The following is a 22,223-nucleotide window of genomic DNA, read 5'->3' on the forward strand; positions in this document are numbered from 1 at the left end:
CTGGAACATCACGCATATCGGCTGAAAGGATGGTTATGCAACAGGCTCTCGATTACTTCAATCAATTGAATCAGGACTACCTTCGCGTTCACCGCACCAAGGAAGATTTGTTCTGGCAGAACTACATGGGGATCGGCGGTGAAGAGGTTTCGGCACGTTTTTCCGCAGCGGAAAGCGCCTATAAACGCTTTATCTCTGAGCCGCGGCGGATGGCGGAGATCCGCCAACTGCTGGCCGGGCTGGAAGCGCTGCCGCAAGACGCGCAGCGCGATGCGTTGCAGCACGGGCTGAACGGCTGGCTGCGCTTTTTCGACTGCAACGTTATTGAAGATCCCGAGGCACAGGCGCTGTTGGATCAGATAATCGAAGCAGAGGCCAGTCTCTATGCGCGCCGCAAAGGCTATTCCGTCACGCACCTGAATGCGGCGGGGCAGCGGGTCGAGGCGTCGCTGGGCGAGCTGTTGACCAACCAGGCCACCAACCAGAACGAAGAGTACCGCCGCAGTTCGCAGCAGGCGCTGCGCGATCTGGAGCAGTGGCTGCTGCATAACGGCCTGCCGGAGCTGATCGGCCTGCGCAACCGCTTTGCGCGCCGGATGGGCTTTCGCAACTATTTCGATTACAAGGTGAACAAAACCGAGCGCATGACGCCGGAGCAGCTGTTCGCCATCCTGGACCGCTTCGAGCGGGAAACCCGCGAAGCCAATTCACGCAGCCTGCAGCAGCTGGCGGCGGAGAAGGGGCAACAGGCGCTGGAGCCCTGGAACCTGCGCTTCGCCAGCGCCGGCGACGTTACCCGCCAACTGGACCCTTATTTCCCGTTCGCCCGCTCGCTGGAACGCTGGGTCAACAGCTTCAAGCGGCTGCATATCGGTTTTCGCGGCGCAGAGATGAACCTCGATCTGCTGGTGCGCAAGGGCAAGTATGAAAACGGCTTTATGCATGGCCCGGTGCCGCCGTTCATTCAGCAGGGCAAGTGGGTGCCGGCGCGCATCAACTTCACCAGCCTGGCGCAGCCGGGGCAGGTAGGCAGCGGCGCTCAGGGTTTGAATACCCTGTTCCACGAGGGTGGCCATGCGGCGCACTTCGCCAACATCTGCCAGAATGCGCCCTGCTTTTCACAGGAGTTCCCGCCGACCTCGATGGCCTATGCCGAAACCCAGTCGATGTTCTGCGACAGCCTGCTGGATGACGCCGACTGGCTGAAGCGCTATGCGAAAAACGCCGCCGACGAACCGGTGCCGGACGCCCTGATCGAAGCCGGCATTGCGGCGCGCCAGCCGATGCGCGCCTTCAACGAACGCCATATTCTGCTGGTGCCATACTTTGAGTGGGCGCTGTATCAGTGGGAAGACGCGCAGCGTACGCCGGAGGCTATCACCGCGCTGGCGCGCGAGATCGAACAGAAGATCCTCGGCGTCAGCGGCAGCCCGCGGCCGACGCTGGCCATTCCGCATTTGCTGTCGCTGGAGTCCGCCTGTTCCTATCAGGGCTACCTGCTGGCGATGATGGCGGTAGAGCAGACGCGCCAGTTCTTCCTGCAGCGCGACGGTTACCTGACCGACAACCCGGCGATTGGGCCGGATCTGGCGCGCCACTACTGGTTGCCGGGCAACGGCGTCAGCCACGACGACACGTTGCGCAGCCTGACCGGCGAGGGCTTCAACCCGGACTATCTGGCGCAGGCCTGCAACCAGACCGTGGCGCAGGCCTGGCAAGAAGCGCAGCACAGCATCGCCGCCGCGGCAGCGCGGCCGCAACCGCCGGCGGATTTCTCTCTGGCGGCGCATATCCGGGTGGTGGATGGCGACACCGTGTTGGCGGATAACGCCGACGGCGACGAGCAGATGTGCCGCGACTTCGCTGCGGCGATTAACGCGCGTCTGGCCTGAGACGGCGCGGGTGAACCGCGTTTTTAGTTTGCAAAAGCCCCGGAAGGGGCTTTTTATTGGGAGAATTATCCCAAAGTGTCAGGGTGTCCCAGCGTATGGAGAATTATGTGCTAGGTTAGTTTTTCGCTTTTCAATGGAATTGATGATATGACCACGTCTAAAGGGATGGCGCGAAAACTTACTATTGGTGAGATAGGGATAGCCCAAATAATTTATAAAGATGCGATCGACTATTCTCGCGTCAGAGTGCATAACGCAGGATATTTTCCCTTTGGCTTACAAAATGACAATACGGCTGTCACGCCAAATGGCGAAATTTATTTCAAGCCAAAGAATTTTCGCGAAGATTACGCAATGGAAAGTGCTGGTTTTCAACACTGGCTCATCCATGAAATGGCACATGTTTGGCAATATCAAATGAACGCTCGCTGACTACGGTATGGAGCAACAAGCCTCCATTCTTGCCGATTACTTCTTACTGGTTCGCTTTAGCCGTGAAGAGTGGCGTCGTAACAAGCTAATGAAAGGGTTGGATGGGCCGGATCTCAAAACACGTTATGAAACGATATTACGTATTTTTATTCAAAATCCAAAAAACCCGAAGGCAATGAAATGAGAATTTTGACTTTTCTACTGGCCGTATCACTGCTCGCCGGTTGTGTTCAGGAACGTCCATGGCACTATCAGGCTGATGCCAGCATCAAAAATAATCACGTGTGCATTAGCGTGCCCGATGACATTTCAGGGCTCCGTAAACTGGTTGGCATAAGCATTTACCGACCAGGCAAAGGAGGGAATGCAGAATGGTCAATTTCCGTTGAGCCGGGACAGCCGGCGATGATTGTCACGCCAGGAACCTGTTTAGCCAATGAATTTAAAGGGTTTGTCGCCGGGGGGAGCTATTCGGTCGAGATTTCAACTATCGGTGATGCATATGACGACACGCCACGTAAATATTGGACGGAGTTCACGCTAGTGAATGACACGAATGATAAGCAAAAAATCGTCATGGAACCTGTTCGGCGATAATTGCCTTTGTACGATCTAAAAGCCCGCCGGCTAAATACCGGCGGGCTTTTTGTTATCGGCAAGCGCGCATTATTTATAGATTACCGCGGTAGCGTGCATCAGGTTGTTGCCGCTGGTGGAAGTAATGGTGAAGGCCTTGGCGCCGGCCGCATCGGCTTTGGCGGACAGCTGGGACTTCAGGCTGCTCAGGTCGGTAGCGCCGCTGGCGACGATCACGCCGGCTTTTTCGAACTGGGCGGCATCCTGTGCGCTGACGTGTTCAGCGGCGAAGGAAGTGAAAGAAACGCCGACCAGAGCGATAACTGCAGCAAAAGTTTTGATGTTTTTCATGATGCTCATTCCTGTCATAGTTGTAAGGGAGAAAGGTGATTGCCTTTCGATAGAGTGATTATTGCGCAATGACAGGCGTGATGAAATCGGAGAGCATTGATAATCTAATTCAGATTTTTTGATTTTAATTACCCCTTTCCTTCCGATGAAGAAAAGGGGGCCGTCTTAGCGCGCCGGCCGGGTCAGATCAAAGCGGTGCTGCTCGGAAATGCCGTAGTAGGCGCTGGGGCCGCCGGCGCGCAGAATGGGTTCGGCGGCGGCGGTTTGGTAAACGCCGTGTTCGTCGAGCATGGCCGGATCGATATGCACCGCCACCACCTCACCCAGCACCAGCCAGGTCTCCACCTGCTCACCGGCGGCGGTTTGCAACTGAATGCACTGCGTCAGCCGACACTCAAAATTCACCGGGCTTTCCGCCACGCGTTCCGCCTTGACCCGGCGGCCGGGCAGCGGCGTGAGCCCGGCGAAGGCGAACTCGTCCTCACCGCGCGCCAGAGCGGCCGAACTGTTGTTCATCGCTTCCGCCAACGGGCGCGTCGCCAGATTCCAGACGAATTCGCCGGTTTCCACCACGTTGGCCACGCTGTCTTTCCAACCGGTGCTGGCGAAGCCGATGATCGGCGGGCGGTAGTTGAAACAGTTAAAGAAGCTGTAAGGGGCCAGGTTGCGCCGGCCGTCGGCGCTGCGGGAGGAAATCCAGCCGATAGGCCGCGGGCCGACGATGGCGTTCAGCGGATCGTGCGGCAGGCCGTGGCCTGCGGCGGGTTCATAGTAGTAACGGGAATCACTGCTCATAAGCGACCTTGCGTCAATCAACGAAGCCTTATTTTGACCGGTTTCCCGCCGGCTGCAAGTTTGCGCCGCCACCGCTGCGCCAATTAACCGGGGGATGTGTTATCTTACGCGCCAGAAATACCTTCAAGAGAGCCCGTCACGGTGGAAAAAAAGAAAACCTTCCCGCAGCAGAAAAGCGGCCTGCACCCGCGCAACCGTCATCGTTCACGCTATGATTTTCCGGCGCTGATCGCCAGTTGCCCGGCGTTGGAGCCGTTTGTGAAGCCAAACGCCTGGGGCGATGTCTCGGTCGATTTCGCCGATCCTGCGGCGGTGAAAATGCTCAACCGTGCGTTGCTGCAACACTTCTATGGCATTGAGCATTGGGATATTCCGGCAGACTACCTGTGCCCGCCGATCCCCGGCCGCGCCGATTATCTGCACCACCTGGCGGATTTGCTGGCCTCCTGCAACGGCGGCGAGATCCCGCGCGGCAAAGGGGTGGCTGTGCTCGACGTTGGCGTTGGCGCCAACTGCATTTACCCGATCGTTGGCCTGCGCGAATACGGCTGGCGTTTCACCGGCACCGAGATCGACCCGGTGTCGCTCAGCTCCGCCAAAATGATCGTCGAGATGAACCCGACGCTGCGCAACAGCGTGCGGCTGCGGTTGCAAAAACAGCCGGAGTTTATTTTCACCGGCACGATCGGCGTGGCCGAGAAGTTCGACGCCACCTTGTGTAACCCGCCGTTCCACGGTTCCGAGCAGGAAGCGCGCGCCAGCACTCGCCGCAAGCTGCACAAGCTGGGTAAAGGCGAGGTGGCCGACAAGCCGGTACAGAACTTCGGCGGCAAGAACAACGAACTGTGGTGTGAAGGCGGCGAAGAGGCCTTCGTGCGCAAGATGGTGGAAGAGAGCGTCGGCAAGGCGCAAAACTGCCTGTGGTTCACCTCGCTGATTTCCAGGAACACCACGCTGCCGGCGATTTACCATGCGCTGAAGCTGGCGGGCGCGGCCGAGGTGCGCACCATTGAGATGGCGCAGGGGCAAAAGATCAGCCGCTTCGTCGCCTGGACCTTCCACGACGCCGAGCAACAGGCCGCCTGGGCCGCTGAACGCTGGCGTTAATTCCCTCCGGCGCCGGTTATTCGGCCGGAAGGGGCGCGGCTTGCCGTGCCCCTTGAGGGGTCATTCAGGCTGGTGTTGCTCTGGCGCATACGACAGCTGCATCGCCTGCTGCGGCATGGCGATGCCGGCCTGATCGAACTGCATCTTCACCAGCCGGTCGAGAGCGTATTGCACCACCCACTGTTTCAGCGCCTGAGTGCGCACCGTAACCCGGGTGGTGAAGGAACGGTCGCCCAATGCCACGACGCCGTTAAACACCGGCTCGCCCACCAGGAAATGCTTCACCTGTTCATCCTGCTTCAGCGCCTCGACGGCCTGATGCAGCACCTCATTCACCCGGTCGATGTCTTCGTCGCGGCTGACGCTGTAGTTGGCGCGGTAAATGCCGAATTCGCGCGCATAGTTGGCCAACGTGGTGATCGAAGAAAAGGGAACGATGTGGTAAACGCCGTAGTCGTCGCGCAGGCCGATCGAGCGGATGGTCATGCGTTCGACGGTGCCGGTGATACCGCTGACGGTGACGTATTCACCGGTGTTCATGCCGTTTTCAAACTGGATGAACACGCCGGTTATCACATCCTTCACCAGCGTTTGCGCGCCAAAGCTGATGGCCAGGCCGAGCGCGCCGGCGCCCGCCAGCAGCGGCGCAATGTTGAGCCCCACCTGTGACAGCACGATCATGATGGTGATGGTGCTGATCACGATGGCCAACACGTTGCGAAACAGGGTCAACAAGGTGCGTTCGCGTGCGCTCGGGCGAATGCCGTTGCTCATCTCCAGCGCCAGCCGGTGTTCGATAATGCTGGCCAGCAGGGTCCAGCTGAATACCGCGATCAGCAGGATCAGCAGAATGTGCACCAGCCCGCCAATGATCTTTTCGCCGCTGTCGCTGCTTGCCCAGTGGTAGAGGTTGATCAGATGCCAGGCGTCGCACAGGAACAGCGTCACCGCCAGCACCACCATCACCCGTAAGATTTTCAAACCGTTGGGGATGTAGGAATTGATGCGCCGCTCCAGCATCGGGTAGCGCAGGTTAACGTCGGCCGGCAGCGAGATGCGGCGGAAAATCCAGCGGGTGAGCATGCCGGAGAGCAGGGCGCCCACGCCGACCACCAGCAGGCTTTTCACCGTGGCGCTCATCATAAAGCGCAGGCTGTTGCCGATGTCGAACTGCGAAAGCACGAACAGCACCAGGAAATAGGCGATCGCCAACAGATGCCAGAGGTGCCCCAGGCCGCGCAGGATCACGCTGAAAAACGCCATCGAACGTTCCGCCAGCAGGTTGATTTGCTGCTGTATCGGCTTGCGGTTATGCAGTATCAGCCAGATGGCGTACAGCGTCAGCGCCAGCATCACCACCAGATTGACCGCGGCGGCGGCCGGATAGCTGATTTGCACCGCCACCACCGGCACCACCACCATCAGGCCATAGCCGATCAGGCCGCTGAGCCAGGCCAGGCGCTTATTCCAGTAATGGGCGCCGGCGTCGCTGAAGGGGAAGGGGCGCAGGTAGTCAAAGTTGGGGGCGAAGATCAGCCGCAGCACCGCCTTGAAGAATTCAATCACCGCAAAGGCGCTGAGAAACAGCGTTTGCAGACGTTGGATGGTGGCGCTGTCGGCATGCACGTGGCGGGCGAACATATTGCCCGCCGCCAGCGCCAGCAGCAGCACCAGCAGATCGACGGCGAAGGCGCCGAGAATGGCGGCGGGGCGTTTATACCAGGGGCCGTGCTGCAACCTGGCGTTGTGCCCCCAACTGCCCATGCGTTTGTACAGCGGCGCTATCAGGCGACGGATCAGGTGGAACAGGGCGAAGGTCACCGCCACCGTCAACAGGAAATAGCCCAGTGCGCGCAAGAAGCTGGCCGGATGGAATTGGCGTTTGGGGCCGGAATCGATCAGCTTTTGCAGCGAACTCAGCTTTTGGTTGAAACTGCCGATACCGTCCTGCGCCAGGTTGCTCAGGCTATCGCTCAGCGTGGTTGGCTGCTCTGCGGGCGGGGCCTGGGGCTGGGCGGGCGGCGTTTCGCCGGCGGCCTGTTTTAAATGGGCGATAAGTTCGGCGCGCGCCTTATCGTCCTGCAGGATATCCGCCAGCGCGGCGTAGGAAGCCTTCTGCTGCTCCGCCCGATCGGCGGGAGCGGGCGGCGCGCCTTGCGCCAGGGCCAACGGCGCCGCGCTGCTTAACATCAGCAACAGCAGCAAGGGAAACAGGCGTTCTCGCAGATGAGAACTGAATCGGGAGCATGCGTTTGGCGGCATTTTTCCTCTCTTGGCGTTCTGTGATCGGCGGATTAAACATAAAGGTGATAAAAAACAATGAGTATAGTAGGGAGTGTAACGCGGCGGGGTGTGGTAACGCGTGCTAAAAGCGACGGCGGGCGCACTGGGCGCCCGCCGTTGAGGGGAGGGTTCAGGAAACGTGCTGCAGGAATTCCTGCAGGCGCGGGCTTGGCGGGTGATTGATCAGGTCGTGCGGATTGCCGTCTTCGGCGATGCGCCCCTTGTCGATAAAGATCAATCGCGACGCCACTTTTTCGGCAAAGCCGACCTCATGGGTGACTATCACCATGGTCATGCCTTCTTCCGCCAGATCCTGCATTACCTTCAGCACTTCGTGACGCAGTTCGGGATCGAGCGCCGAGGTGGGCTCGTCGAACAGCATCATTTTCGGCTTCACCGCCAACGCACGGGCGATAGCCACGCGCTGTTGCTGGCCGCCGGACAGCTCGGAAGGGTAATGATGCGCACGCTCGGCCAGGCCAACCTTGGCCAGCAGCTCGCGCGCCAGCTTTTCCGCGTCCGATTTTTTCGCACCGCGCACGCGGATCGGGCCGAAGGCGACGTTTTCCAGCGCGGTCAGGTGCGGGAACAGGTAGAACTGCTGGAACACCATGCCGGCTTCCTGGCGGATCAGGCGATCGTCCACTTTCGGATCGTTGGCCTTCAGGCCGTCGACGATCAGATCACCGCTGGTTATCTCTTCCAGTTTGTTGATGCAGCGCAGCAGGGTGGATTTGCCGGAGCCGGAGGGCCCGATAATCACCACCACTTCACCTTTGGCGATATTCAGATCGATGTTGTGCAGCACCTGGGTTTGGCCAAAATGCTTGGAGACGTTTTTAAATTCAATCACAGGATTTTCATCCTTCTTTCCAGACGACGCAGAACGAAGCTCAGCACCAGAGTGATAATCAGGTAAATAACCGCTACGGCGCTCCAAATCTCCAGCGCGCGGAAGTTACCGGCAATAATTTCCTGGCCCTGACGGGTCAGTTCCGCCACGCCGATCACGATGAACAGCGAAGTGTCTTTGATGCTGATGATCCACTGGTTGCCCAGCGGCGGCAGCATGCGGCGCAGCGCCAGCGGCATAATGACGTAGCGGATGGTTTCGCGCCGCGACAGGCCGAGCGCCAGGCCGGCTTCGCGGAAGCCGTTGTGGATCGACAGCACCGCACCGCGGGTGATCTCGGCGATATAGGCGCCGGAGTTGATCATAATGGTGACCACCGCCGCGCTGAACGGGTCGATGCGCAGGTCGGTAAAGGCCATCGGCAGGGCGAAGTAGATAAACATCACCTGCACGACGATCGGCGTGCCGCGGATCACTTCGATAAACACCAGGGCGATGTGGTTGGCTAGCCAACCGCCGTAGGTGCGGGCAAAACCGGCGACAAGGCCGATGATCAGGCCGCCAATCAGACCGAGGACCGAAATCCACAGGGTCATTTTGGCGCCTTCCAACAGAATGGGGATGGCGGGCCAGATGGCGCTCCAGTCGAACTGCATGATATTTCTCCCGGCGATCCCAAAGGTGGGAATCAGATACGACAAAGCGCAGGGGGTTAAGCTACCCCCCTGTGCTTAAGTTAATAATTTAGCAACGTCTGAATTACTTAGGCTCGGTACCGAACCATTTCTTGTAGATTTCGTTGTAGGTGCCGTTGTCGCGCAGGGTTTTCAATGCGCCGTTTACCTTCACGCGCAGTTCGTCACTGCCTTTCGGGAAGGCGATGCCGTACTGCTGGGCTTCCAGCGAGTCGCCCACGGTTTTGAACTTGCCGGCGCCTGCGGTTTTGATGAAGTACAGGATGTTTGGCGTGTCGTGCAACACGGCGTCAGCGCGCTTGGTGCCCAGTTCCATATAGGCGTTGTCGATGTTCGGGAACTGACGCAGGTCTTTGGTTTTGATGTGCTGCTTGGCGTAATCCACCGAGCCGGTGCCGCTCTTCACCGCCACCACTTTGCCGTTCAGATCGTCGATGCTTTTCACGCTGTCGTCGTTGGCGTTAACCATCACCAGCAGGCCGCTTTTGTAGTAGCCGTCGGAGAACTCGATGGCTTTTTTGCGTTCGTCGGTAATGGTGATCCCGGCCAGCGCCAGATCGACGTTCTTGGTCTGCAGAGCCGGGATGATGCCGCTGAAGTCCATAGGCTTCAGGGTGTAATCCAGCTTCAGCTCTTTAGCTACGGCGGCCCAAAGGTCGATGTCGAAACCGACGTATTTATCGCCCTGCTTGAATTCGAAAGGAACGAAGGCGGTGTCGGTGGCGACCACCAGTTTGTCTGCTGCGTGAGAACTTACGGCAAAGGCCAGGGAAAGTGCGGCCAGGGAGACTTTAAAAATTGACTTCATGAGAGGAATTCCTGTACAGGTTGCGGATTACCCATTTTTTATATTGCAGTTGGTGCCATGAAAAAATCGTGCCATGTTTTCAACTACTATAAAAACAAAGAGTTGTAGCCGGATGTTGTGCCTTGGCGGCGAATTATTATTTTTATGCACCACCGTGAGGCACCAAAATGGTGCGTCGGATTTGTCTTGGTGCACCGGGCTATCATTAACCAAATAATGGCTGTGAAACAACCGATAGTTAACGTTTTTGCTTCAATATTGATAACTAACTCTAACTTTCCTGACGCAATGATGTTGCATCTGGTGCAAGAGTGTTCGCCAGGCGGGATACCGCTGGGCCAAAAGCCTTAGCGCAGCTGGCTGTCTTTGCTGCCGCGGCGGTTGTACAAACTGCCGGCGGATTGTTTTTTATCCAGCGCGTTCTGGCAGGCCAGGCAAAAACGCACGCCTTTCAGCGCCTGGCGCCGCGCCAACGGGATTTCTTCCCCGCATTCCTGACAAAAATGTTCACTCTCGCCGTGCCCCAGTGCGCTGCGCGCGCGCTGTACCGCGTCGTCGACGGTGGAGTCGATTTGATCCTGTACGGCGCCGTCGGCCGCCCATCCGCTTGCCATGGTGACCTCCTTGCAAGATTGGTTCTCTGCTTAATATGGAACGTTTTTTAGACAATGCAACCGTGAAGCAAAAGAAAACAGGCTGGGGGAAAGCCCGCAGCCTGTCGTATCGCCCTTAAACGCGGGCGGCGGTGATGCGCCAAATGGCGTTATTCGATATTGGATTCAATAAACCACAGGAACTTGTCCAGATCGCGCGATGCGGCGGTAAACATGTCGGCGGTGTCTTCATCTTCCACTTCGGTAATCGCCTTGCGAATGTCGTTCGCCACTGCGCCGTAGCGGTCTGCCAGCGCTTTCAGGTGCTCTTGTACGCTGTGGATGTTGGTTGGGTAGCTTTTCAGCGGGGTTTTGTCGTTAACCACCTGCACCGTGCCCAGCGCCACGCCACCCAGCTGCACCACGCGCTCAGCGAAGGTGTCCTGGTGATCGATAATGGCGGTGCGGAAGCCGTCCAGCATTTCATGGACCGCGATAAAGTTGGCGCCGCGCATGTTCCAGTGCGCCTGTTTGGTGATCAACGAAAGATCGATGAACTGCACCACCTGATGGTTCAGCGCCTTGATGGCGGCCAGTTTGGTTTTTTCGTCCAGATCATTGCGGGTGTAAAGCAGGTCAGAAGATTTCGTTTTCACCAGTTTAGCGGTACTCATATCAGATATCCTCTCGATTAGTCGTTGTCCTATTTTGTTACCGAAGTAATTATAGCAGGCAGAGTTATTTTTGCAGGGCGAAAATGGCTATCGGATAAATAGGTTCTGTCTAACTTGGCAAGCCAGCATAAAAACCAGGTGAAATTGTTTTTATTTGTAATTAAATGAATTTAAATGAAATTTAATTTTTGTTTTTATTCGATATTTTCCCTTTCATAATAAATTTTTCCGGCCAGTCGCCTATTTTCGTCCCGATGTCTATGTGGGTAAATAATAAGATGGCAGTTTGTTTACAGGCTGTTAATTGGTCGGGGATTCATATTGATAGCACCCGCCGCGGCGGCTAAAATCTTCTGGATCTGCATTCACCCGGTCTCTATTCGATGAAAATTAATGTGGTTGGAACCAGCGGCAGCGGTAAAAGCACGCTGGCCCGCAAGCTGGCGGAAAAGTTGGCCGTGCCTTATCTCGAGATGGACAGGCTGTACTGGCGGCCTGGCTGGCAGGGCACGCCCGACGAGGCTTTTTTGCAGCGGGTTGCCGAAGCGTTGGCTGGCGCAGGGGAAGGATGGGTGCTTGACGGCAACTATACCCGCACCCGGGCGATAAAGTGGCGTGAGATCGATTGGGTGGTTTGGGTCGATTACAGTTTTGGCCGTACGCTGTTTCAGGCGGTGCGTCGTGCGTTTTGGCGGGCGGCGACGCGCGCAGAGCTGTGGCCAGGCACCGGCAACCGGGAAAGTTTTCGCCGCTCGTTCTTCAGCCGCGACTCCATCATTCTGTGGACCTTCAGGACCTACCGCCAGAACCGGGTAAAGTATCTGGCGGAGATGGCCCAGGCCGATGGCAACATCCGCTTCATCCGCCTGCGTTCCCCCCGGCAGGCCGCCGCCTTTCTGCAGGATCTTTAAGCCGGCTTTACACCAGCAGCCGGTGGTGGATTTTGATCACCGCTTTCTTGATTTGCTGCGGGCGCCGCCAGTGGCAGCCGCATTTATAGGGTTCCATCTGGGATACAATGACGAACATGCCGTGTGTCAGATGCAACGATTGTGGCAGGCGGCCATTGCCGAGCAACTGAACATCGTTGCGTTCGTCGTAAGCGCATTCGCTGCGCCACTCTCCCGGCAGCCCGTAATCGAAACGTTCTTCGCCGCTGATCAGCAGGTGGAGGGTGGCATACTCCTGATGCAGTACGGCGCGCTTTTCCTCCTCCGCGCCGGTCATCAGGGTCATGACATCCATAAAAATGCGGTCCCCGTCGATGGCATGCCGGCCCGGCGCCAATTCGGCCAGATCCTGTTGACGCAGCGTCGTGAGGGTTTCGGCCAGCGCCGGCGAGAGCCCGCGGCCATAGCGGGGGTTGAAGAGGCTGTTGTGAATCACCGTTATTCTCCATGTGAGCGAAAGTCCAAAGAGCCCGTCAGGCAGGCTACGGGAGAATTATGCCGGTTTATCGCGGTAAAAACAGTTAACCCGCCTGCATTCCGTTGCGGATAACGCCGGCGGGCGAAAAGGTCAGGAGAGGTTCTCGAGCTGCGGTTTGGGCTTGATGGTGAAGGTGGAACCCATAGAGGCGGCGATAATCGCCGCCAGCGCCAGCCACTGGGTCCCGCTCAGGTGTTCGTTGAGGAACAGCATGCCGGAAAGGGCCGCCATCGCCGGCTCCAGGCTCATCAGCGTACCGAAGGTGCGGGCGGGGATTTTCGGCAACGCAATGATTTCAAGCGAGTAGGGCAGTGCGGTAGAGAGAATGGCCACCGCCAGGGCGACGGGCAAAATATCGATATTCAGTAGCGCGCTGCCGGTTTGCCAGGCGCCGATTGGGCAAAACACCAGGGCGGCGATCAGCGAACCGACGGCAACCGTGCCAGGGCCGTGATCGCCGCCGGCTCTTTGGCCAAAGATGATATAGACCGCCCAAAAGGCCCCGGCGCCCAGCGCACAGGCCGCGCCAAAGGGATCTATGCTGCCCATGTCATGCCCCAGCGGCAGCAGGAACCACAGGCCGGTAATCGCCAGCGCCACCCATAAGAAGTCGATCGGCCTGCGCGATGAGAACATGGCCACCGCCAGCGGGCCGGTAAACTCGAGTGCCACCGCGATGCCGAGCGGGACGGTGCGCAGCGAAAGATAAAACAGGTAGTTCATCGAGCCCAGCGCCAGGCCGTAAACCAGCAGCGGCAAACGGCTGCCTGCGGCGAAACGCATGCGCCACGGTCGAAAAATAATAAACAGGATCAGCGTGCCGATGCCCAGGCGCAGGGTGGTGATGCCTTCGGCGCCGACCAGCGGAAACAGGCTTTTAGCCAGCGATGCGCCCCCCTGGATGGACACCATGGCAATGATTAACAAGCAGATGGGCAACAGCGTGGATGACGCTTTGCCGGTTGCAGATGAAGACATCCTGATGAGCCTTTTATGCATCGCCCCCAAACCCTGGGAAAACGATCGAAATACGGATGTGGGCAGTGTAAATGAAATGACGAAAATCTGTCTGGGAAAAGCGTGCGAAGCGGTGAAATCCGCCGTGGTTTGGCGCGCAGCCAGCGAAAATGGTTAAAAAGTGCGCATTTATTTAAGAATTGTCTGGATATTAAATTGGTGATTTTTGTCACAGAAAGACGTAAAATACGGCCGAAAATAGAGCGAAAAGAAGCAGATACGCTGTGCTTGAAATCTTCTGTTACACGATATAAAGCATTAGACACTCAATTCAAGGCAGAGTTTCACGCCAATTTTTGTTATATTTTCAAAGCATGAACAAATGGATGTACTTAATAATAAAACGCGTTTGAGGTGGTTATGAAAAAAATTGCATGTCTTTCCGCAGTAGCAGCTTGCGTATTAGCAGTTAGCGCAGGTACCGCATTCGCTGGTCAGAGCACCGTATCCGCTGGCTATGCGCAGGGTGATCTCCAAGGCGTTGCTAACAAAGCCAACGGTTTCAACCTGAAATATCGTTACGAGTTCGACAACAACCCACTGGGCGTGATCGGTTCCTTCACCCACGTGGAAAAGAACCGTGCTCAAGATGGTTTCTACAAAAAGTCTCAGTATGACTCCATCACCGCAGGTCCAGCTTACCGTTTCAACGACTGGGCTAGCATCTACGGTGTAGTTGGTGTTGGCTACGGCAAAAACATCGACAACGCACAGGCTGGCGGCATCAAAGGCGGCAACAGCGACTACGGCTTCACCTACGGTGCAGGCCTGCAGTTCAACCCAATCCAGGACGTTGCTCTGGATGTTGGTTACGAGCAGAGCCGTATCCGCAGCGTTGACGTTGGCATCTGGAGCGTTGGCGTAGGCTACCGTTTCTAAGTCTTCCCCACGCCCGAGGGCGTGAGCGTGCGGCGCTATTTCCGCACCAGATAAAAATCCGCCTTCGGGCGGATTTTTTTTTGCCCGTTGGTTGGCCGGTGGGTTATTTGCCCAGTTTACTCGCCGGCTGCGTTGAAAACCGCGCGCTGCGGGCGTCGCGTTCGTAGCCCTGTGGCTCGGTAAGGATGGCGTACAGATCCGGGCGGCGCCCAAGGATCCAGCGGCGGCCGGTGCTGAGCGGGATCAATGACAAATCGAGTTCGGCGGTTACCATGCGATCCGCCGCCGCGCAGGTTTCCGCCAGCACGCGGCCATAAGGATCGAGGATCATCGCGTTGCCGGTGCGCACCTCGTCGTCATCGCGGCCTACGCCGTTGCTGAACAGCACGAACAGGCCATTGTCATGCGCGCGAGCAGGCAGCCAGCGCATCAGCCAGCCGCGGCCGTGTTCGCCACGAAACGCCGCTTCTATCGCCTGCGGGTTTTCTGCGCGTTGTTGCCATAGCGCCAGCGGGATGGGCTTCATGCCGTGCGGGCTGCGCGAATGAGTCCCGCCGGTTTGATGTGGCGCCAGCAGCACCTCGGCGCCCAGCAGCGCGGTGGCGCGCACGTTCTCCACCAGGTTGTTGTCCCAGCAAATCAACACCCCGACCCGTACCCCCCATGGCGTATCAAATACCGTAAAGCCGTCGCCGCTGGCGATCTCCGGGTGCTCAAAGGCGTGCAGCTTGCGGTGCACGTGCAGCTTGCCGTCGGGCAGGCAGACGGCGTAGGCGTTGTAACAGCGGCCGTCATCGCCAAGTTCGATCAGACCCACGCCGATCGCCATATTATAGCGTTCCGCCAGCGGGCGGATACGCGCCAGGGAGGGGCTGGTGGCAATGGGTTCCGCCAGCGCCCGCACTTCTGCGGCGGCAAGGTGGCGCACGTGCCAGTAGCCGGTGATGCACATTTCCGGGAAAGCCAGCAGCTGGATCCGCTCGGCGGCGGCCTGAGCGATAAAATCCTCCATCGTCGTCAGGTTGTAGTTCTTGTCGTTGGCGCGGTGCTGAAATTGCACCGTCGCGGCGCGCAGGGAAGCATTCATAACATTACCTTCAGTAGTGAGCCTGCATTGATTACAGCAGGCCATTTGATTACTGTATAATCAATTAAATTCCCCTTTTGATAACCTTCTGGAATGGATATTCGACAACTGCGCGCCCTGGTGGCGCTGGCCGAACAGGGCAATTACCGTCAGGCGGCGAGCCTGCTGTGCATCACTCAGCCGGCGCTCAGCAAACAGATCCAGGCGCTGGAAAGCCAGCTCGGCGCCCGGCTGTTCGAGCGCGGGCGCCAGGGCGCGCAGCTTACCGCCAGCGGCCAGCGGCTGTACCCCGAGGCGCGGGCGCTGGTGGAGCAGCATCTGCGGTTTCAGCAACGTGCGCGGCGGGTGGTGCAGGGGGAGGCGGGCAGGTTGGCGCTGGGGTTTGGCTTGTCCAGTTTTCATCTGGCGCCCAGGCTGGTCGCCGCCTTCCGCCGGCAATTCCCCGAGGTGGCGGTCGGGCTGGAGGATCTGCCTTCGGAACGGCAATATCAGATGCTGCTGCAGGGGGATCTGCAGGCAGGATTCGTGCGTCTGCCGGTCAACACGCCGCTGCGCGCCGCCGCCTTGCTGAACGACCGGCTGGTTTTGGCCGCACCGGCGGCGCTGGAGCTGCGGCCCGAGGCGCTGATGGCGCAGTTCAGCCTGTTGCCGCTGCTGCAGCTGACGCCGAAGCGCGGGCGCGGATTGAGCGATCAGACGTTGCGCTTTATCGCCGCCAATCAGCTGGCGCCGAACATCGTACAGCAGGCCGGGGATATCCAGACGCTGCTGGCGCTGGTCGCCGCCGGCATCGGCGTCGCCCTGTTGCCGCACAGCGTCACGCACATTGCCCCGGCCGGCATCGACATCCTGCCGCTGAGCGGCGAAGAAACGGAGTGGCAGGTGGGTATCGCCTGGGATCCGCAGCGGCCCGACGCGCTGCGCGACAATTTCGTTCAGGTGGCGTTGGCCGCCCGGCAGGGCTAGCCGCTGCCGCGGGCTATAACGGGCAGCGCATCACCACTATCGGGCTGTGATGGTATTCGCTGCGGTGGCTTTCGCTGAAACCGACCTTGCGCGCCAACGCCAGCGAGGGCTGGTTGTCCGGCGAAATAATGCATACCGTGCTGCCGCCCGGTAAGCGCTCTTTCCCCCACGCCAATGCCGCGCGCAGCGCTTCGGTGGCGTACCCTTTGCCCTGCGCCGAGGTCACCAGAGTCCAGCCCATTTCCGGCGCGTCGAGCGCCGGGGCAATGTCGCGCTGGAAATTGGAAAAGCCGATACCGCCAAGGTATTCGCCGCTGATTTTATCGCGCACCGCCCAGTAGCCGTAACCCAGCAATGCCCAGTGGCCGGTGTAACGCATCAGGCGCCCCCAGGAGTCTTCGCGGTCGCGCGGCGTGCCGCCGATATAGCGCACGACCTCAGGGTCGGCCCACATGGCGGCCAAGGCATCGAAGTCGTCAAGCGTATGCGCATCCAGCCGTAAGCGTTCGGTGATAAGCGTCGGGGCGGTGGTGATGGGGATCATTATCCTGCTCCAGCATAAGGGAAAAGGAGGTGACAAACAGCGCCACAGTATGCCAGAGAAGTTGCCCCGTCAGCCACCGCCGCCAGGTGAACGGGAAAGCGCTCGGGTGTTACAGGTAGGGCCTCAGCCAATCAAGCCCGGCGGCGGTATCCCCGCGCGGCCGGTATTCGCAGCCAATCCAGCCCTGATAGCCGACGGCGTCCAGTTGCCCGAACAGCCAGGGGTAGTTCAGTTCGCCATCGTCCGGCTCATGGCGGCCGGGGACCGAGGCTATCTGAATGTGGGCATAGCGGCCAGCCAACTGGTGAATGAGTCCGCTGATGTTGCCGTCCACCAACTGTGCGTGGAAGAAATCAAACTGCATGAAAACGTTGGGGCGCCCGATCGCCGCGACCAGTTCCGCCGCCTGGTATTGGCTGGAAAACAGGTAGTTGGGCTTTACCTGCGGGCTGAGGGCTTCGAGCAGCACCTTGACGCCGCGTTTGGCGAAGGTATCGGCGGCGTAGCGGACGTTGCCGATAAAGGCCTCGCGGTAGCGCTGCCGGTCCTCGCCCGGCGGCACTACGCCGGCCATGACGTGCACGCTGGGGCAATTGAGCGCGATGGCGTAGGCCAGCGCCCGGTCAATCTCTGCGCGCGCATCTTGCTCACGGCCGGGCAGGGCCGCCAGACCCCATTCGCCGGCGTCGGCATCCCCCGGCGCGGTGTTGAACAGCACCTGCTGCAAGCCGTTGGCGCGCAGCTTCTGCGCCAGCAATTCGGCGGGGTGTTCATAGGGAAACAGAAACTCTACCGCCTTGAAGCCCTGTGCGGCGGCGGCGTCGAAGCGCTCAAGAAACGGCAGCTCGTTAAACATCATCGATAAATTGGCGGCAAATTTGGGCATTGTTCAGCTCCGGTCACGCGGCGATGGGCTCTTGGCCACAGCCTATAGCGAGCGGCCTCCCGATCCAAGCGTGAAAATCAGCCGCCGGCCTATCTTTCGCCGAAAATTAAATGCCGCTGAACCAGTTGTAGCCCTGGTCTTCCCAGTAGCCGCCCGGATTGGTGTCGCTGACGAAAATGGCGGCGATATGTTTGGCGTTCTTGAACCCCAGTTTGGTGGGCACCCGCAGCCGCAGCGGGTAGCCGTAGTCCGCCGGCAGCGCCTTGCCGCCGAAATCCAGTGCCAGAATGGTTTGCGGGTGCAGCGCCGTGGCCATATCGATGCTCGAGTAGTAGCGGTCAGCGCATTTAAAGCCGACGTAGCCGGCGTGCAGATCGGCGCCGACGTGCTGCAGAAAAGCGCGCAGCGGCACGCCGCCCCACTGGCCGATGGCGCTCCAGCCCTCGATGCAGATGAGCCTGGTGATCTGGCTTTGCTGCGGCAACCGCTGCAGCTGTTCCAGCGTCCAGGGCGCTTTTTTCTCCACCTTGCCGGAGACCTCGAGCCGGTAACCGGCGAGATCGATCTCCGGCACGTTGTACTCGGGGTAAAAGGCGTTGAACGGGAAGGGGTCGGTAATCTGGTCGGAACGGTAGGTTTGCGCCAGCCGCTGGCCGCTGAACAACCATGCCTGCACGCGATCGTTCCAGCGTGACATCGCCCACAGCACTTTATCCACCTGGTCGCCGTCCTGCATGTTGCAGCCGGTCAGCATGGCGATGCCGCCCAGCGTCAGCCCAGAGCGCAGCATCAGGCGGCGCTGCAGGTTCACCAGCTGCTTTTTCTGATCCGGCTCCAGCGCCGGCGCCGTGGGGCGTTGTTTCTTGTCATTCATGCTTGCCACCTGCGATCATCGCCCACAGCGTGCGCGGCACGACGATCACCATCAAAACGTGGATCACCACAAACAGGCCGATGCCGGCCATGGCGAAAAAGTGCACGTAGCGTGCGGTATCGAAACCGCCGAACAGGCTCACCAGCCCCTGCAGCTGCACCGGTTTCCAGATAGCCAACCCGGAGAGCACCAGCAGCAGCCCCAGCGCCAGCACGCCGAGATACATCAGCTTCTGGATGGCGTTATAGCGGCCATGTCGGTGCCGCAGGCGCAACGTCATCGCCTGCCAAATATCCCGCCGCAACGCGCCGAGGCTGAGCGGCAGCAGGTCATGACGAAAATGGCCGCTGAACAGGCTCCACAGCAGATAGCACAGCCCGTTGAGCGCCAGCAGCCACATCACCGCCAGATGCCAGCCAATCGCGCCGCCCAGCCAGCCGCCGAGCGTCAGCTGCGGCGGAAAGCGGAAGCCGAACAGCGGCGAAGCGTTGTAGATTTCCCAGCCGCTCATAAACATGCAAATCATGGCGAACAGGTTAACCCAGTGGGTCAGGCGGACCGGCCAGCGATGCGCCGGCCGCGGCGCGTTGGCGTTCATCATCTTCTCCTTACATCGGCGGTACGGTGCCGTCTTTGCCGGCGGAGATGCGGGTGGCGACGCGTTCGCCTTTGTCGTCGGTGGAGAACAGCACGATGTGCACGCCCGGTTTCAGCAGGCTGCGCTCGCCCGGATCCAGGGTGACTATCGGCACGTCTTCCGGCACGATGACGGTTTTCTGTTGGTTGCCATAGTTAACGGTCAGCGTGCGGCCATTGGACTTCACCAGCTTGCCGACGGTGCCGTTGGTCATGGTGTCCACCTTGCCGTCGGCCGACTCCCAGGCGGAGTGCCCTTCGCCGGTGCCGCGCAGGCTGGCGGCGAACACGTGCACCTCCAGCGCCTTGAGGGTGCCGTCAGGCTGGGGTACGGCGGCGGTGCCGATAAAGCTGTCGGGCTTGATGTCGTCCAGCGTGCCCTTGGATACGCTCAGCACCTTGGTCTGATCGTTAAGCTTGACGCTGATTTTTTCGCCTTTACGGTCGGTGAGCTGCAAGCTGCTGTCGGATACCTGATCGATAGTGCCGCGCAGCGGCGCGATCGCTTTGCCCGGCGTTTGGGCCGCAGCCGCGGCGCCGCTGCACAGCATCAGGGTGGACAACAGTAAACCGGCAATACGATGACGGGTAATCATAACCTTCTCCTGAAATGGGTTTGCCGGTTAAGCATGGTTTAACAACCGGGACAGCACCATGTCCGTTTGATGACATTAATGTCATCAAATTTGTCCGCCGGAACTGCTAGTATTTTTTCAGGCGTAAAGAGGCAGAGAAGATGCGGATATTGGTGGTTGAAGACGATGCCGGCACCGGGGATTACCTGAAGAAAGGGCTGGGCGAAGCGGGATACGGCGTCGATCTGGCGCGCAACGGCACCGACGGGCTGTTTCGGGCGTTGGAGCATGATTACGACGCCATCGTGCTGGACGTCATGCTGCCGGGGCTGGACGGTTGGCAGATTATCGAGGTGCTGCGCAAGAAAAGCGACGTGCCGATCCTGTTTTTGACCGCGCGCGACGGCGTGCAGGACCGCATTCACGGCCTGGAGCTGGGCGCCGACGATTACCTGATCAAACCCTTTTCCTTTACCGAACTGGTCTTGCGTCTGCGCACCTTGCTGCGGCGCGGGCCGGTGCGCGAGGCCGATCATTACGCCATCGCCGATCTGCAGCTCGACGTGCTGCGCCGCCGGGCGGTGCGCCAGGAGGTGGTGATCCCGCTGACCAACAAGGAGTTTATGCTGCTGCACCTGCTGGTGCGGCGCGAGGGTGAAGTGTTGTCGCGCACCCTGATCGCCTCGCAGGTATGGGACATGAATTTCGACAGCGACACCAACGTGGTGGACGTGGCGATCAAGCGGCTGCGGGCCAAAATCGACCGGCCGTTCGACATCAAGCTGATCCACAGCGTGCGTGGTATCGGCTATGTCTGCGAGCCGCGCTCATGAGGGGGCTGGCCCAACGCTGGCGCAGCCTGTCGTTGACGCTGCGCACCGCCATGCTGTTCGCGCTGGTGGCGGCGCTGGTGGTGAGCGGCACCGGCTGGTACTTGTTCAGCGCCATGCGGCAGGAAATGATCCTGCGCAGCGATCTGCAGGTTACCGGGCGGGTGGCGTATTTTCGCCATTTGCTGAGCCAGCGGTTTCCTCTGGCGCGGCTTACCGCCAATACCGGCCTGTTTGAAAACATGCTGGGCAACGAACAGGACGTGCTGATTTTTCAGCATCCGGGGCAAAAGCCGCTCATCAACGTCAACCCCGCCCGGCTGACGCTACCGCCGATAGCGCCGACGCCAACCGACAAGCCTCAGCGGCTTGATGCGATGCGCGGCGGCGAAACCCCACTGGGCGTGCCGATGCGCGCGGCCTCGGCGCTGGTGCGGCTGGAGGACGGCACGCTATTGCAGATTTCCGCCGCGCACGTGTTGGTGAACGAACAGAAAATGCTGGCGCGCTATTTGACGCGCATCGTCGCGGCGGTGGCGGTGGCGTTCTTGCTGATTGCGCTGCTGGGGTATGGCGTGATGCGTCGCGGCCTGAGACCGCTGTGGCGCATGGCGGCGCAGGCCGCGGCGATAGCGCCGAACACGCTCTCTACCCGCCTGAGCGAGCAGGGGGCGCCGCAGGAGCTGCAGCAGCTGACGCGGTCGTTTAACGCCATGCTCGAACGCCTGAATGAGGGCTACCAGCGGCTGACGCAGTTCTCCGCCGATCTGGCGCATGAAATTCGCACCCCGGTAGGGGCGCTGATGGGGCACTGCCAGGTGGCGCTGTACCAGCCGCGCAGCGTGGAAGAGTATGAGACGCTGCTGCTGAACAATATGGAAGAGCTGGAGCGCATTTCGCGCATGGTGGAGAACATTCTGTTTCTGGCGCGCGCCGACAATGCGCAATCGGCACTGAATTACCGCCGCCTTGACGCGGCGCAAGAGCTGCAACGGGTCGCCGACTATTTTGAAGGGCTGGCGGAAGAGCGCGGCATTACCCTGAGCTGCGAAGGCGAAGGGGCGCTGTGGGCGGATGGCATGCTGTTTCAACGGGCGTTGAGCAACCTGGTGGCCAATGCGGTGCGCTATGCCGATGAAAACAGCCTGATACGGCTGTGGGTGGGCCGCCAGGCCGGCGCAATGGCGGTGCGGGTGATCAACCAGGGGCCGCCGTTGGCCGCCGGGCATCTCGACAAGCTGTTCGACCGGTTCTACCGCGCCGACGCCGCCCGCAGCACCGGCACTCACGCCAGCGGGCTGGGATTGTCGATCGTGCGCGCCATCATGACGCTGCACGGCGGCGAGGCTCGCGCCGACTGCAGCGCCGGTGAACCCTCGGCGCGCATCACCTTTAGCCTGATATTCCCGCTTGCCGATTAATGCGGGGCGCTGATACCGACG

28 protein-coding genes are annotated in these 22,223 nt (G+C 59.6%); 12 read left to right on the forward strand and 16 right to left on the reverse strand.

Annotation, left to right across the window (positions count from 1 at the left end; translation table 11 throughout):
• Window positions 1–35: 35 nt before the first annotated feature.
• From KHA73_RS07585 to KHA73_RS07600, 4 genes are all read left to right on the forward strand, one after another.
• Entirely contained in the window at window positions 36–1,892 is a 1,857-nt protein-coding gene (locus tag KHA73_RS07585) for a M3 family metallopeptidase (protein WP_234590049.1), read from the forward strand.
• 147 nt (window positions 1,893–2,039) lie between these two features.
• Entirely contained in the window at window positions 2,040–2,324 is a 285-nt protein-coding gene (locus KHA73_RS07590; protein WP_234590052.1) for a DUF4157 domain-containing protein, read from the forward strand.
• Window positions 2,325–2,331: 7 nt separating this feature from the next.
• A complete protein-coding gene (locus tag KHA73_RS07595) occupies window positions 2,332–2,508 on the forward strand; it encodes a hypothetical protein (protein ID WP_234590054.1) in 177 nt (58 codons plus the stop codon).
• Window positions 2,505–2,921 carry a putative T6SS immunity periplasmic lipoprotein gene (locus tag KHA73_RS07600; protein ID WP_234590055.1) on the forward strand — a complete coding sequence of 139 codons (417 nt, stop codon included), beginning with the start codon at window positions 2,505–2,507 and terminating at the stop codon, window positions 2,919–2,921. The genes KHA73_RS07595 and KHA73_RS07600 overlap by 4 nt, the downstream gene beginning before the upstream one ends.
• A gap of 69 nt (window positions 2,922–2,990) precedes the next feature.
• On the opposite strand, the gene bhsA is transcribed toward KHA73_RS07600, so the two are convergent.
• Together bhsA and KHA73_RS07610 are read right to left on the reverse strand one after the other, a co-directional pair.
• Window positions 2,991–3,251 carry a multiple stress resistance protein BhsA gene (bhsA, locus tag KHA73_RS07605; protein ID WP_234590057.1) on the reverse strand — a complete coding sequence of 87 codons (261 nt, stop codon included), beginning with the start codon at window positions 3,249–3,251 and terminating at the stop codon, window positions 2,991–2,993.
• 165 nt (window positions 3,252–3,416) lie between these two features.
• Window positions 3,417–4,046, reverse strand: coding sequence for a flavin reductase family protein (locus KHA73_RS07610; RefSeq protein ID WP_234590058.1), 630 nt, complete (start codon window positions 4,044–4,046; stop codon window positions 3,417–3,419).
• Between the two features lie 141 nt (window positions 4,047–4,187).
• Here KHA73_RS07610 and rlmF point away from each other — a divergent pair, with 141 nt between their 5' ends.
• A complete protein-coding gene (gene rlmF, locus KHA73_RS07615; protein ID WP_234590060.1) occupies window positions 4,188–5,153 on the forward strand; it encodes a 23S rRNA (adenine(1618)-N(6))-methyltransferase RlmF in 966 nt (321 codons plus the stop codon).
• 60 nt (window positions 5,154–5,213) lie between these two features.
• On the opposite strand, the gene ybiO is transcribed toward rlmF, so the two are convergent.
• From ybiO to dps, 6 genes are all read right to left on the reverse strand, one after another.
• On the reverse strand, window positions 5,214–7,415 hold the full coding sequence (gene ybiO, locus KHA73_RS07620; RefSeq protein WP_252961649.1) for a mechanosensitive channel protein: 2,202 nt from the start codon (window positions 7,413–7,415) through the stop codon (window positions 5,214–5,216).
• A gap of 151 nt (window positions 7,416–7,566) precedes the next feature.
• The gene (gene glnQ, locus KHA73_RS07625) at window positions 7,567–8,289 is read right to left on the reverse strand and encodes a glutamine ABC transporter ATP-binding protein GlnQ (RefSeq protein WP_234590062.1); all 723 of its coding nucleotides are present in this window, start codon (window positions 8,287–8,289) and stop codon (window positions 7,567–7,569) included.
• A complete protein-coding gene (gene glnP, locus KHA73_RS07630) occupies window positions 8,286–8,945 on the reverse strand; it encodes a glutamine ABC transporter permease GlnP (RefSeq protein WP_234590063.1) in 660 nt (219 codons plus the stop codon). Before glnP ends, glnQ begins: the two co-directional genes overlap by 4 nt.
• A gap of 103 nt (window positions 8,946–9,048) precedes the next feature.
• A complete protein-coding gene (glnH, locus tag KHA73_RS07635; protein ID WP_234590064.1) occupies window positions 9,049–9,792 on the reverse strand; it encodes a glutamine ABC transporter substrate-binding protein GlnH in 744 nt (247 codons plus the stop codon).
• A gap of 347 nt (window positions 9,793–10,139) precedes the next feature.
• Complete coding sequence (locus KHA73_RS07640; RefSeq protein WP_234590065.1) at window positions 10,140–10,406, reverse strand: DksA/TraR family C4-type zinc finger protein; 267 nt, start codon at window positions 10,404–10,406, stop codon at window positions 10,140–10,142.
• A 149-nt stretch (window positions 10,407–10,555) separates the two neighbouring features.
• Complete coding sequence (gene dps, locus KHA73_RS07645; protein WP_234590066.1) at window positions 10,556–11,059, reverse strand: DNA starvation/stationary phase protection protein Dps; 504 nt, start codon at window positions 11,057–11,059, stop codon at window positions 10,556–10,558.
• 383 nt (window positions 11,060–11,442) lie between these two features.
• Here dps and KHA73_RS07650 point away from each other — a divergent pair, with 383 nt between their 5' ends.
• Entirely contained in the window at window positions 11,443–11,970 is a 528-nt protein-coding gene (locus KHA73_RS07650; protein ID WP_234590067.1) for a P-loop NTPase family protein, read from the forward strand.
• A 7-nt stretch (window positions 11,971–11,977) separates the two neighbouring features.
• On the opposite strand, the gene KHA73_RS07655 is transcribed toward KHA73_RS07650, so the two are convergent.
• Entirely contained in the window at window positions 11,978–12,445 is a 468-nt protein-coding gene (locus tag KHA73_RS07655) for a YhcH/YjgK/YiaL family protein (RefSeq protein WP_234590068.1), read from the reverse strand.
• Window positions 12,446–12,577: 132 nt separating this feature from the next.
• Complete coding sequence (rhtA, locus tag KHA73_RS07660; protein WP_234590069.1) at window positions 12,578–13,465, reverse strand: threonine/homoserine exporter RhtA; 888 nt, start codon at window positions 13,463–13,465, stop codon at window positions 12,578–12,580.
• Here rhtA and KHA73_RS07665 point away from each other — a divergent pair.
• The 3 genes from KHA73_RS07665 to ompX are packed head-to-tail and all read left to right on the forward strand — an operon-like array spanning window position 13,398 to window position 14,383.
• Window positions 13,398–13,622, forward strand: a complete 225-nt coding sequence (locus tag KHA73_RS07665) for a hypothetical protein (RefSeq protein WP_234591391.1) — start codon at window positions 13,398–13,400, stop codon at window positions 13,620–13,622. The two genes, rhtA and KHA73_RS07665, sit on opposite strands and share 68 nt — an antisense overlap.
• Window positions 13,568–13,822 carry a hypothetical protein gene (locus KHA73_RS07670; protein WP_234590070.1) on the forward strand — a complete coding sequence of 85 codons (255 nt, stop codon included), beginning with the start codon at window positions 13,568–13,570 and terminating at the stop codon, window positions 13,820–13,822. The genes KHA73_RS07665 and KHA73_RS07670 overlap by 55 nt, the downstream gene beginning before the upstream one ends.
• A 42-nt stretch (window positions 13,823–13,864) precedes the next feature.
• Window positions 13,865–14,383 (forward strand): outer membrane protein OmpX, encoded by a 519-nt coding sequence (ompX, locus tag KHA73_RS07675; RefSeq protein ID WP_234590072.1) that lies wholly within the window; start codon window positions 13,865–13,867, stop codon window positions 14,381–14,383.
• A gap of 103 nt (window positions 14,384–14,486) precedes the next feature.
• Here ompX and KHA73_RS07680 read toward each other — a convergent pair whose 3' ends face one another.
• Complete coding sequence (locus KHA73_RS07680; protein WP_234590073.1) at window positions 14,487–15,470, reverse strand: nitrilase family protein; 984 nt, start codon at window positions 15,468–15,470, stop codon at window positions 14,487–14,489.
• 93 nt (window positions 15,471–15,563) lie between these two features.
• Here KHA73_RS07680 and KHA73_RS07685 point away from each other — a divergent pair, with 93 nt between their 5' ends.
• A complete protein-coding gene (locus KHA73_RS07685; protein ID WP_234590075.1) occupies window positions 15,564–16,436 on the forward strand; it encodes a LysR family transcriptional regulator in 873 nt (290 codons plus the stop codon).
• Between the two features lie 13 nt (window positions 16,437–16,449).
• On the opposite strand, the gene KHA73_RS07690 is transcribed toward KHA73_RS07685, so the two are convergent.
• The 5 genes from KHA73_RS07690 to KHA73_RS07710 all read right to left on the reverse strand — a co-directional run bounded on the left by KHA73_RS07690 (window position 16,450) and on the right by KHA73_RS07710 (window position 19,972).
• Window positions 16,450–16,980 carry a GNAT family N-acetyltransferase gene (locus tag KHA73_RS07690; RefSeq protein WP_234590077.1) on the reverse strand — a complete coding sequence of 177 codons (531 nt, stop codon included), beginning with the start codon at window positions 16,978–16,980 and terminating at the stop codon, window positions 16,450–16,452.
• A gap of 109 nt (window positions 16,981–17,089) precedes the next feature.
• Window positions 17,090–17,866, reverse strand: coding sequence for a 2-oxo-tetronate isomerase (otnI, locus tag KHA73_RS07695; RefSeq protein ID WP_234590079.1), 777 nt, complete (start codon window positions 17,864–17,866; stop codon window positions 17,090–17,092).
• A gap of 106 nt (window positions 17,867–17,972) precedes the next feature.
• The gene (locus tag KHA73_RS07700; protein ID WP_234590080.1) at window positions 17,973–18,740 is read right to left on the reverse strand and encodes a molybdopterin-dependent oxidoreductase; all 768 of its coding nucleotides are present in this window, start codon (window positions 18,738–18,740) and stop codon (window positions 17,973–17,975) included.
• The gene (locus tag KHA73_RS07705) at window positions 18,733–19,338 is read right to left on the reverse strand and encodes a cytochrome b/b6 domain-containing protein (protein WP_234591205.1); all 606 of its coding nucleotides are present in this window, start codon (window positions 19,336–19,338) and stop codon (window positions 18,733–18,735) included. Before KHA73_RS07705 ends, KHA73_RS07700 begins: the two co-directional genes overlap by 8 nt.
• 10 nt (window positions 19,339–19,348) lie before the next feature.
• Window positions 19,349–19,972, reverse strand: a complete 624-nt coding sequence (locus KHA73_RS07710) for a hypothetical protein (RefSeq protein WP_234590081.1) — start codon at window positions 19,970–19,972, stop codon at window positions 19,349–19,351.
• 140 nt (window positions 19,973–20,112) lie between these two features.
• On the opposite strand from KHA73_RS07710, the gene KHA73_RS07715 reads away from it, so the two are divergent.
• Entirely contained in the window at window positions 20,113–20,784 is a 672-nt protein-coding gene (locus tag KHA73_RS07715) for a heavy metal response regulator transcription factor (RefSeq protein WP_234590082.1), read from the forward strand.
• On the forward strand, window positions 20,781–22,202 hold the full coding sequence (locus KHA73_RS07720) for a heavy metal sensor histidine kinase (protein ID WP_234590084.1): 1,422 nt from the start codon (window positions 20,781–20,783) through the stop codon (window positions 22,200–22,202). Before KHA73_RS07715 ends, KHA73_RS07720 begins: the two co-directional genes overlap by 4 nt.
• The last annotated feature ends 21 nt before the right edge of the window (window positions 22,203–22,223 follow it).

Origin of the sequence: Serratia entomophila (genome assembly GCF_021462285.1) — a bacterium.
In the GTDB taxonomy this organism is placed as follows: Bacteria; Pseudomonadota; Gammaproteobacteria; order Enterobacterales; family Enterobacteriaceae; genus Serratia; species Serratia entomophila.